Genomic DNA, 1353 nt, shown 5'->3' with positions numbered 1-1353 from the left:
CCTGAAAGACAGTTTTCTCCGGTGACATCCTATTTAGAATATGGTCATTACTACCGAGGCACGGCAGGTCTGCCGTGCCGTAGGTTCGCTGCTGTATCCCGCTCTAGACTTCGGAACGAAGCCTAACGGCACTTACCCGAGTGAGGACTTCTCCAGAGTCCTCACTCGGAGCGCATTCCACCGTGAGTTCACTAACACCAGTGCTAGACACCTCCAGTTGGCTCGGGGCGAAGAGTTGGACCTCGAAGACCGAAGTCCGCTCTCGAAGTCGCTGCTGTATCACCTTGGTGAGATGGATGCGGATGCCATCAACGATCAGTTCAATGGCATCCGCGAGCAGTTCCTCGCCCAGACACGGAAGGCACGACGGTTCCCACTAACCGGGGAGGTTGCGCTCGATCTTCACGAATGGCTCTACTACGGTTCCAAGCAGACACCGATGGTTTCGCAGATCAACCCGGATCGTGGGACGAATCTCGCCTACGTGTTTGTCACACTGTGTATTGTTTCACCGTCAGCTCGTTTTACCCTCGCGTCCGAGCACGTTGCTCGAACGGATACGCAGTCTCTGATCAAAGCAATCCGTAAGGTGATCGAGACGGCACGTCAGGCCGTCTCGATCACTCGCATCTACTGTGATCGTGGATTGTATCGGGTGGAGTTGGTCGACGAACTGATCGATCTTGACGTGGAGTTCGTGATGCGTGCACCCAAAACACTGGGCATAAAGCGTGTTCTCGGCGACCACGACGAGAGCGTGTTCGTCACTGACTATGAGTTAGTCAGGAAGCACTCACCGACGATGCGTGTCCCGGTGACGCTCGTCGTCGTCCCGCATCAGTCGCGGGACGACGACTCGCTGTGTCTCATCACGAACCACGTGAGGACAGTGGATGAAGCGGTACCACTAGCTCAAGCGTATCGGCGTCGCTGGGGAATAGAAACGTCCTACCGGAAGATTGGTGAGTTCCTTCCTCGCACTACGTCGCCAGTGTTTGCGGTGCGGTTGTTCTACTTTCTGTTCGCTGTGGCACTGTACAATCTTTGGATCGTGGTGTATCTGCTACTCTCAGAGCAGCGGCGGGAGAGCACGCGTCCAGCAGTGTCAACGGCAACGTTTCGCTTCTTCCTCGGACCAGTGACATACGGATAATCGCTGCCGGGCGGCAGACCCGAGCTAGCGCTCGGGTCAGCACGCTCTTCCGTACTGGCAAGACTCTCTGTCACTGTGAATTATGCGCCTCAACCACTATCACCTGCTCAAATTACCGCTTGAACAAACAACGTGAGGCGGATTTCAGTGACTCATCACGTTTCCATCGACTCTCTACAATCTGAATCGGCAACTACTGT

At 55.1% G+C, this 1353-nt stretch carries 1 protein-coding gene; it reads left to right on the top strand.

Annotated features, from left to right (window positions below; translation table 11 throughout):
* Positions 1-235 precede the first annotated feature (235 nt).
* The gene (locus BW940_RS20785) at positions 236-1153 is read left to right on the top strand and encodes a transposase (RefSeq protein ID WP_235847883.1); all 918 of its coding nucleotides are present in this window, start codon (positions 236-238) and stop codon (positions 1151-1153) included.
* The last annotated feature ends 200 nt before the right edge of the window (positions 1154-1353 follow it).

Origin of the sequence: Natronorubrum thiooxidans (assembly GCF_900156475.1) — an archaeon.
GTDB lineage: Archaea > Halobacteriota > Halobacteria > Halobacteriales > Natrialbaceae > Natronorubrum > Natronorubrum thiooxidans.
This window is presented reverse-complemented; position numbering and strand designations above follow the sequence as displayed.